At 62.2% G+C, this 9,101-nt stretch carries 11 protein-coding genes; 6 read left to right on the top strand and 5 right to left on the bottom strand.

From position 1 onward, the window contains the following. Nucleotides 1-231: 231 nt before the first annotated feature. Nucleotides 232-663: a hypothetical protein gene (locus tag NW845_RS11345; RefSeq protein WP_414365594.1), complete on the bottom strand. Its 432-nt coding sequence runs from the start codon at nucleotides 661-663 to the stop codon at nucleotides 232-234. A 156-nt stretch (nucleotides 664-819) separates the two neighbouring features. After that, nucleotides 820-969 (bottom strand): hypothetical protein, encoded by a 150-nt coding sequence (locus tag NW845_RS11340; protein ID WP_414370399.1) that lies wholly within the window; start codon nucleotides 967-969, stop codon nucleotides 820-822. 249 nt (nucleotides 970-1,218) lie between these two features. Between NW845_RS11340 and NW845_RS11335 the strand changes: the two genes are divergently transcribed. Both NW845_RS11335 and NW845_RS11330 read left to right on the top strand, forming a co-directional pair. Continuing rightward, complete coding sequence (locus NW845_RS11335) at nucleotides 1,219-1,431, top strand: hypothetical protein (protein ID WP_414378611.1); 213 nt, start codon at nucleotides 1,219-1,221, stop codon at nucleotides 1,429-1,431. A gap of 80 nt (nucleotides 1,432-1,511) precedes the next feature. Next, a complete protein-coding gene (locus NW845_RS11330) occupies nucleotides 1,512-3,032 on the top strand; it encodes a YcjF family protein (protein WP_414378609.1) in 1,521 nt (506 codons plus the stop codon). On the opposite strand, the gene NW845_RS11325 is transcribed toward NW845_RS11330, so the two are convergent. Continuing rightward, nucleotides 3,029-3,352: a hypothetical protein gene (locus NW845_RS11325; RefSeq protein WP_414378607.1), complete on the bottom strand. Its 324-nt coding sequence runs from the start codon at nucleotides 3,350-3,352 to the stop codon at nucleotides 3,029-3,031. The genes NW845_RS11330 and NW845_RS11325 overlap by 4 nt on opposite strands. Before the next feature lie 183 nt (nucleotides 3,353-3,535). Between NW845_RS11325 and rpsN the strand changes: the two genes are divergently transcribed. From rpsN to NW845_RS11305, 4 genes are all read left to right on the top strand, one after another. After that, nucleotides 3,536-3,841, top strand: coding sequence for a 30S ribosomal protein S14 (gene rpsN, locus NW845_RS11320; RefSeq protein ID WP_414365590.1), 306 nt, complete (start codon nucleotides 3,536-3,538; stop codon nucleotides 3,839-3,841). Between the two features lie 251 nt (nucleotides 3,842-4,092). After that, the gene (locus NW845_RS11315) at nucleotides 4,093-4,725 is read left to right on the top strand and encodes a ribonuclease D (protein WP_414378613.1); all 633 of its coding nucleotides are present in this window, start codon (nucleotides 4,093-4,095) and stop codon (nucleotides 4,723-4,725) included. Between the two features lie 99 nt (nucleotides 4,726-4,824). Continuing rightward, nucleotides 4,825-5,685: an ABC transporter ATP-binding protein gene (locus tag NW845_RS11310; protein WP_414378605.1), complete on the top strand. Its 861-nt coding sequence runs from the start codon at nucleotides 4,825-4,827 to the stop codon at nucleotides 5,683-5,685. 56 nt (nucleotides 5,686-5,741) lie between these two features. Continuing rightward, complete coding sequence (locus NW845_RS11305; protein ID WP_414338052.1) at nucleotides 5,742-6,515, top strand: ABC transporter permease; 774 nt, start codon at nucleotides 5,742-5,744, stop codon at nucleotides 6,513-6,515. 33 nt (nucleotides 6,516-6,548) lie between these two features. On the opposite strand, the gene ald is transcribed toward NW845_RS11305, so the two are convergent. Further along, nucleotides 6,549-7,637, bottom strand: coding sequence for an alanine dehydrogenase (gene ald, locus NW845_RS11300; RefSeq protein ID WP_414334380.1), 1,089 nt, complete (start codon nucleotides 7,635-7,637; stop codon nucleotides 6,549-6,551). Between the two features lie 176 nt (nucleotides 7,638-7,813). Then, entirely contained in the window at nucleotides 7,814-8,950 is a 1,137-nt protein-coding gene (locus NW845_RS11295; RefSeq protein ID WP_414378603.1) for an LptF/LptG family permease, read from the bottom strand. Between the last annotated feature and the right edge of the window lie 151 nt (nucleotides 8,951-9,101).

Below are 9,101 nucleotides of genomic sequence, written 5' to 3'. Positions count from 1 at the left end.
CTCAAAAAACGATAGTTGGGGCGGCTTTGGATGCGCACCTCCAAAACCTCTACCCTATCGAGCTGAGCGAGCAAGAGCTGCTGAGCCGTCTGATCTGCCAGGTAGCCTGCCCCTCCTCCCAAGCCCGCCAGCAACCCCAACAAAGCCGCCAGGATCTCCATATTTGCCGCTGTCACCTCTCCCCCACCCAGGTTAGCAGGGGGGATCCCTGGCCCCCGTTAGGGATCCTGGCTAACGCAACACCTTAAGGGGGCTAGCCTCAATAGGGCGATTTCCCAGGAAAGTTTTGGCAATTTTCAGGCCATCCGCCATCACTGGCCGGTTGAGGGTTGGGTCATGGACAAATTTGACGCCGGAAGCCACCGTTGGGCGCCCCTCGCCCCAGGTATCCACGACTTTCAGGGTGGCGGCAGCAACTGGACGGCCATCGGCAAAGTAATCCACTACCTTCAGAGTCGAAGCTCCCACCGGGCGGTTGTCGATCTCGATCTTGCTGAACTTGACGGGGCTGGGGAACACCGGCGGGCCGGACTTTTCTCCCACCCCCTGGGCAGCCAGCGGGGCAGGATCGGCAGGCCGAGGAGCCAAATTTAGACCGTTGCCCTGTCCCGTAGAAGTTTCTTGCTCCGGCAGCGGGCTGGAAAGACCACTAGGAACGGCCATAGAAATCTCCTGAGTTCCAGAGAGTTATGGGGGAGAAGGAGCAACAAGACAGCCCTCCTGGGATCAGCTCAAAGAAGCTAGAGCCAGCGTCTGTAGATCCCGATGAGCCTCAACCTAAAGACATTCTAAACTACCCTTGGGCCTGGGATCCGCCGGTTACCACCAGGCTCTTTCTCCCAACTGCTGCTGAGGTGAGTTGGCCAAGTCTATGGCAGGGATCCCCCCATTGTCATTGGCGCTGGGCCAGGTGGGCCATGCCGGCTCTGTGGGCGTTGCTGCTCGTACCTGCCCCTGCAGCTTTGGCATCGCAGGTGCCCCAGTTTGACCTCGTTGACACTCCCACCGCCTAAAGGAGAACCAACCCGTAAAGGCGCTGTCAAGACGCCTCTAGACAGTTCCTTGAGGCAAAGCCCCAAGGTTCTGCTGACTTTTCTGTTCACGTCAGCGGGACGGAGTCCTTGCAGATTGGCTGAGACGTTTTGCATTGATTGCCAAGGCTGAGGTTCTCCCTCTGCTCAAGAGGATGAGCAAGCCGGCTGGGCCTGTCTGTCCTTTTTGATCACAGGATCCCAGCGCACCGGCGAGGTGGCTGTGGAGTCGGAGCGGGGGGTGGCCGGTAAGGACTCCGTCCCGCTGACGCGAACAGCCTGTCAGTTGCGCCATCTGCAGGTGAAGGTGGATGGGGAGCCGCAGGCCATTCGGGTCATCGAGGGGGGATCCCGGTGTGAAGGGGAAGAGCCGCCCCTACAGCCTGAGGGCCAGATCTGAGTAGTCGGACAAGGGCAGCCACGGCTAGAGTCAAAAGGACTCCGTTCCGCTGACGCGAATGGTTGTGGCCCTGGATCCCTATGCGATCGGTTCCCTATCTGCGCTTGCTGCTGCTGTTGGCGCTGCTGGCCTCATTCACGGGCTTGATTGTCTGGCTGATCCAATCGTTTTTGGATCTGTACTACGCCACCCGCTACCACCCGATTTTGGGGGGGGTGTTGATCGGGGTGCTGGTGTTGCTGCTGCTGGTGTTTTTGGCCGCTTCCATCTACTACTTGTTTCTGTTCCGCCCCGCCCCTAAAACCGAGAGGCTTCCCAGGCCGGCCCCCCCGGAGACCCCTGCCGAGAAGTGGGAGGCAGCCCGGCGCAACCTGGCGCACCTAGAAGCTCAGATGGCGCAGATCCAGGATCAGGTGGCGCGGGCAGCGCTGGCGGAGCGGTCAGCTCGGCTGGCCCAACAGTTGGCCCGGCCCCAACTGAAGGTGGTGGTCTTCGGCACCGGATCGGCGGGCAAAACCTCGCTGGTGAACGCGCTGCTGGGGCGGCGGGTGGGGGCGGTGGGGGCAACGTTGGGCACCACGCAGACGGTGGCGGTTTACGATTGGGACTTGCCCGGGATCCCCCACCCGGTGCAGATCGTGGACTGCCCGGGCATTTTGGAGATCGGGCCGGCAGGGGCGATGCGGGAAGAGGAGGCGCAGGCGCAGGCCCAGGCCGCCGAGCTGCTGTTGGTGGTGGTGGATGGGGATCTGCGCCAGTCGGAGGTGGATCCCTTGCGCCGGTTGATCGCCCTGGGCAAGCGGGCTCTGCTGGTGCTCAACAAAATCGACCGTTACACCTCGGAAGAACGGCAGCTCCTCTTGCAGCGCCTGCGGGAACGGGTTTACCCCCTGATCCAACCGGAAGATGTGCTGCTGGCTGCTGCTGACCCGGCCCCCGTGCGGCTGGGATCCCAAACCTGGCAACCGGAGCCCGAGGTGGCAGCGGTGCGGGATCGCGTCCAGGCGGTGCTCTACGCCGAAGGGGGATCCCTGGCCTTGGACAATGCCCTGCTGCAATCGCAGCAGTTGGGGGAAGAGGCCAAGCGGATCATCCAGGCGCAGTTGCGCCGCCAGGCGGAGGAGGTGATCGATCGCTTTCAGTGGATCGTGACCGGCGTCGTGTTTGTCAACCCCATCCCGGCGCTGGATCTGCTGGCCATTGCCGCCATCAACGCCCAGATGGTGGTGGAGCTGGGATCCCTCTACGGCTGCCAGATGAACCTGCAGCAGGGGCGGGAACTGGCCCTGTCCCTGGCCAAGACCCTGGCTGGCCTGGGTCTGGTGGAAGGGGCGATCCAACTGACCACCGGGCTCCTGGCTACGGTGGCTGAGGTGAGCGTGGTCGGTTTTTTGGCGACAGCCCCCATCCAGGCGGCCAGCGCCGGCTATCTCACCCGCATTGCCGGCAAAAGCTTCATCGAGTATTTCCAGCGCAACCAAAGCTGGGGGGAAGGGGGGATGCAGGCGGTGGTCAGGGCCCAGGTGGAGAGCACCCAAAAATCGGGCTGGCTCAAGGAGTTTGTCCGCCAGGCCTCAGAACGGGTTTTTCGCCTGCGCTAGTCCCTGTTGGCGGCCTCGGCAGCAATATCCGTCGGCAGGAAGGTCAGCTCCATCTGCGCCACATAGTCGGCGTAGCTCAGGGCGGGCACATCATCCCATTCCGCCAGGCCATGCATGCACTTCGACCACTGAATAAAAGTGGCCGGATAGATATAAGCCAAGCTGGGATCCTGCAAAACCTCTTTGGGCAGCGGCGGAGCCGACTTGAGCACCGCCAACAAAGCCGGGGGCTTGTGGAGGATCACGCGGGTGGCCTCGATCTGCTCTGGGGAAACTTTGAACTTGGCGGCGACCAACGAGATCACTTTGGAAAGGGTCATCACCCACCACCAACCTTGCCTACAGAAAGAGATTGCCCCTAAGCCAAGAGGCTGGCCTCAGGGATCCTACGGAGCCCAAGCAAGGGGAGCGGCGAGGATGGCCGGCTCTGCGATCCCCTTGCCTGAGGGGAGGGCTTCTCGCTATTCTAGATGAGCTGAAAAATTGGGAGAAACAGGTGAGCCGTGGCTAAAAAGAGCATGATCGAGCGGGAGAAAAAGCGCCAGCGCTTGGTCGAAAAATATCGGGAGAAGCGCCAACAACTAAAGGCGGCCATGGCCGATCCCAACATCGACCAGGTCACCCGCATGGAGCTGCATGCTCAACTGCAAAAACTCCCTCGAGCCAGCTCGCCCACCCGCCTGCGCAACCGCTGCTGGAAAACCGGGCGTCCCCGCGGCTATTTCCGGGATTTTGGGCTCTGCCGCAACAGCTTGCGGGAAATGGCCCACCGCGGCCTGCTGCCGGGCGTGGTGAAAGCAAGCTGGTAGAGCCAAGCTTGCCAGCCGCTGATTACAACCCTGCCTTCAGGGGTGGCTTTGGGCTAAACTGAACGCGGAGCGTTGCGAGCGAAAACCGGCCTGCTGGCTGTCTCAGTCGAGGGGAGAGCACCTCCTGTCTCTGAGGGGGATGAGGCCTGCTCAGGGCTAGCTGGCCAGCAGCGCTTGTTGAGATGTCAACAACTCTTGTCTTCAGGTGAGGGAAGTATCTCAGCGGGGCGGCTGCTCCCGCCAAGTGAGGGATCCTTGTGGAGCCTTTCCAGATCTGCGACGAAGATCTCACCCCCGAAGTGGCAGAGGCGCTAGCCGGGGAAACCTTCCTGGCCGTGGACACCGAAACGATGGGCTTGATCCCGCAGCGGGACAGGCTCTGCGTCGTGCAAATAGCTAACGCTGCCGGCGAGGTGGTGGTGCTGCGGCTCAGCCGCGGCGTGAAGCAGGCCCCCCGTTTGGCGCGGCTGCTGACGGATCCCAACATTGAGAAGATCTTCCACTACGCCCGTTTTGACCTGGCCATGCTGCGCTACCACCTGGGGATCCAGGCCTGGCCGGTCTTTTGCACCAAGGTAGCCAGCAAGCTGGCCCGCACCTACACCAGTAAGCACAGCCTCAAAGACGTGGTGAGCGAGCTGTGCGGGGTGGAGCTAAACAAAGCCGCCCAAAGCTCCGACTGGGGAGCTGTCCAGTCCCTCTCGCCGGAGCAGTTGGACTATGCGGCCAACGATGTCCGCTATTTGATCCCGGTGCGCCACAAGTTGGCCCAGATGTTGCAGCGGGAGGAGCGCTGGGAGCTGGCGCAGCGCTGTTTTCAACACCTGCCCACCTTGGTGGAGCTGGATCTGCTGGGATATAGCAACGTCTTCGAGCACCAGTAGGCGGCAGCCCCGAAGAACCGGCCTTGCTGCTGGAGGGCAGAGTATTGGGCAGTACAGTTGGTTGCTCTCCTCTCTGGTGTAATGGGAAGGAGGCTGGCCGTGAAAACCACCGGAGTTGAGTCGATGTTGGAGTCGCAGCAGGTGGCCCAGAGCGGTGTCTCTCTTGGGCTCTTGGACAAGCCTATCCTGGAGCTGCGCCACGTCTCCCTGCAGTACCCCGGCAAGGGATCCCCGGTCACGATCATCCGCGACCTCAGCTTTTCGGTGGCCCACTCGGAGTTTGTCTCGATTGTGGGGCCGAGCGGCTGCGGCAAGACGTCTCTTTTGAAGATGATAGCCGGCCTCAACACCAACCACGGCGGCACCCTTTACTTTCGGTTGCAGCCCGTCACCGGCCCCCTCAAGAGGGTGGGCATGGCCTTCCAAAATCCGGTGCTGCTGCCCTGGCGCACTACCTTACAGAACGTGTTGCTGCCTCTGGAAGTGGTAGAGCCCTACAAGCGCACCTTCCGGCAAAACCTGGCTCAGCACAAAAAGTCGGCGCTGGAGCTGTTGGCCGCCGTGGGCTTGGATGGTTTCCAAAAAGCCTATCCTTGGCAGCTTTCCGGGGGGATGCGGCAGCGGGTTGCCCTCTGTCGAGCTTTGATCCACCAGCCGGAGCTGTTGTTGCTGGATGAGCCCTTTGCCGCCCTGGATGCCTTCACCCGCGAGGAGATGTGGGAGATGTTGCAGCGGCTGTGGCTGCGCACCGGCTGCACGGCTATTCTCATCACTCACGATCTGCGGGAGGCGGTTTTCCTCTCCGATACCATTTATGTCATGGGGTCGCGGCCTAGCGAGATTGTCTTTACCCTCAAGGTGGATCTGCCCCGCCCGCGCCCGTTGGAGATCTGCCTGACGGACGAGTTTCACCACTTGGTTGCGGAAGTGCGCAAGCACATAAGGACTCCGTCCCGCTGACGCGAACGGCGCAGCAGCTAACCAAAGTTTTCTCGATAGATCGCCGCGCAACCCTGATGAAAAACTCCTTTGACCGATTTCTCCAGACGAAAGCGGCCTCGCTGCTCCTGCCGGTGGTCACCCTGCTGCTGACCCTTGGCCTTTGGGAGGCAGGGGTGCGGCTGTTGCAGGTTCCCCGCTTTGTTTTGCCTGCGCCCAGCGCAATCTGGCAGTCGATGCAGGAGTGGGACGAGGTGATCCTGGGGCACTCGCTGTTTACCCTCAGCTCAACCCTGCTGGCTTTTGGGCTGGCTTTGGTGGGCGGGATCTTGCTGGGATCCCTTATCGGCAGCTCCCGCCTGGCCCATCTGTGTCTGTACCCACTGCTGGTGGGGTTTAATACCATCCCCAAGGTGGCCCTGGTGCCGCTGCTGGCGATTTGGTTTGGCCTGGGCATGATCCCGGCGGTGATTACAGCTTTTTTGCTGGCCTTTTTCCCCATTGCCGTGAATGTGGCGGTGGGCCTGGAGACGGTGGAGCCAGAAATGCGCGATGTGCTGCGCTCCCTGGGGGCCAGCGGTTGGGAAATCTTCCTCAAGGTGGGGCTTCCCCACAGCTTGCCCTATCTGTTTGCCTCGCTGAAGGTGGCCATTTCGCTGGCCTTTGTCGGCGCGGTGATCGCGGAGACGGTGGCCTCTAACCGCGGGCTGGGCTACCTGATTGTGTCCGCCAGCTCTTCTTTTGATGTGCCCTTGGCCTTTGCCGGCTTGGTTGCCCTCGGCCTCATGGGTGTTCTGCTCTACTCTTTTTTCGCCGCTCTGGAGCGCTACCTCTTGGCCTGGCGGCAGTAGCGGAAGGGATCCCGACGGGAAAGCTGGCCCAAGCTAGCTCAAGTCGGGAAAGGTGGCCCGCACCGCCGGGTGGATGAGCTTTCCGCCCCGGATGTTGAGCCCCTTGGCCAGGCCCGGATCCTGCTCCAGGGCGGCGCTCAAGCCAAGGTTGGCCAACTTGAGGACGTAGGGGAGGGTGGCGTTGACCAGCGCCTGGGTCGAAGTCCAGGGGACGGCCCCCGGCATGTTGGGAACCCCGTAGTGCAAGACTCCGTGGGCTTCGTAAACCGGCTGGGCATGGGTGGTGACCTTGGTGGTGGCGATGCACCCCCCCTGATCCACGGCCACATCCACGATCAAAGAGCGGGGCCGCATCTGGGCCACCAGCTCTTCCTTCACCAAAACCGGGGCGCGGCTGCCCGGCACCAACACTGCTCCCACCACCAGGTCGGCCTCGCGGACGCACTCCTCGATGCTCTGGGCGGTGCTGTAGAGCAGCTCCACCCGCGACCCGAAGATCAGCTCCAGCTCGTTGAGGCGCTGCAGGTTGATGTCCAGAATCTGCACCCGCGCCCCCAGTCCGACGGCCATCTTGGCCGCCTCCGTACCCACCGTGCCCCCGCCCAGGATCACCACCCGCCCCGGCGGCACCCCTGGGATCCCGCCCAGCAACACGCCTCGCCCCCCCTGCTGGCGGGTGAGGTAGTGGGCGCCAAATTGCACCGACAGCCGCCCGGCAATCATGCTCATGGGCATCAAGAGGGGCAGGGATCCGTCGGGCAGCTCCACCGTCTCGTAGGCCAGGCAGGTGGCCCCCGAACGCAGCAGGGCCTGGGTCAGCTCGCGGCTGGCCGCCAGGTGCAAGTAGGTAAACAGGATGAGATCCGGATGGAGCAAGGGATACTCGGCGGGCAGGGGCTCTTTGACCTTCACCACCAACTGCTGCCGGTAGATCTCCTCCGGCGTGGCGGCCAGCTTGGCCCCCGCTTTTTGGTAGTCTTCGTCACTAAAGCCTGCCCCCTGGCCGGCTTGGGTCTCCACCCACACCTGGTGCCCCTGCTCAGTCAAGGCCCGCACCGCCGCCGGCGTCAGGCCGACGCGAAACTCCTGCTCTTTGATCTCTTTGGGCACGCCAATGCGCATAGGGATCCCCACAGGGCTGTTCTCCAGTCTAGACAGACCGGCGCTGGGATGGGATCTCTGGCCTGCGCAGACCGGCCAAAATCCCTACCTTTTCCCCGCAAGGGGACGGAAACTGTGTTGAAGGGATCCGGTGGATCCCTGGCTAGGTTGGGGGTTGCTCCGCCCGGAAGGGATCCCTAGCGCAGGAAGCGGGCCAAGAGCAGCAGGCCGAGGCTACCGAAGAGAAGGTTGAAGCTCCAGGCTGCTGCCCAGGGAGGAAGGGCTCCTGCTTCTCCCAAGCTGCGAGATACGCTCAGCACCACGTAGTAGGCAAACACCAACAGGATCCCGAAGACGACGCCGCCATAGCGGCCCACACGGCGAGCGGTGCTGGATCCCAGGGGAAGGGAAATCAGCACGGCAAAAAAGCTGGCCAGGGGCAGGGAAAAGCGCATGTGGAACTCGGTGCGCAAGGGCTGGGTATTGAGGTTGGAGCGGGCCAGGCGGGAGATGCGCTCCGCCAGCTCCGGTAGGCTGAGCTCGTTGGGGGGAACTGGCGGCTGCAACAGGGCGGCCAGATCTTGGGAGACCGCCAGCGGCTTGCGGTCGAAGGGCTCTTCGGCCAGGCTGAGGCCATCGGGGCCGTAGCGGTGGGTCACTCCTTCGCTGAGGGTCCAGTCCAGGCCATTCCACACCGCCTGGGCCGCCAGCGTCACTTCCGCCAAGTGGTACTTGCCCCCCGGCAAGGGATCCACCTGCAAGATGGTGACATCCTGCATGGTATTTAGCCGCGGATCCACCTGGCGGATGAAAAACCAGAGGTTGTCTAAGGACTCCGTCCCGCCAACGCCAGCGGTCTTGAAAAAGACGTCGTATTGCACCGGGCTTGTAGCCTGGGCCAGGAGCGCCTGCTGGTCAATGCGGCGGATTTCCCGTTTGCTGGCCGGCAGGAGGACGTTGCTGATTAAAAAAGCGCTCAGGCTCATGAGCAGCCCCACCAGCAACAGGGGACGAAAGATGCGCATAAACGGGATCCCGGCTGCCCGCATGGCGGTAATCTCGCTGTTGCCGCTTAGGTTGCCCAAGGTGAGTAGGGTGGCAAAAAAAGCAGCGATGGGCATGCCCAGCACCACCATCTCTGGCAGATCCAACATCAAGAGCCGCAACACCGTCAGGGGGGGCACGGATCCCTCGACCAGCCGCTCGGCGAGGGTAAAGAGCCGGCCCGCCAAAAGCAGCAGGGTTCCCCCAGCTATACCGGCCAAAAGGGGGGTGAGCATCTGTCCAAACAGGTAGCGCTCCAGCAGCCAGAACTTGGTGAACAAGCGGGCCATGGGCAAAAGTTGAGGGATTAGGGCTATTTCAAGCTAGCGTGAACGGTTCGCTGGCAGGCCCTCACCCCCGATCCCTCTCCTGTGTGTTATAAACATATACGCGCCCACGAGACAAGGGATGTAGTTGGATGCGGTGGTGTTGGTTTAAAAA

The organism is Synechococcus sp. H60.2 (assembly GCF_047462315.1).
Lineage (GTDB): Bacteria > Cyanobacteriota > Cyanobacteriia > Thermostichales > Thermostichaceae > Thermostichus.
Note: the sequence above shows the minus strand (reverse complement) of the source record. Positions and strands in the feature narration are given on the sequence as shown.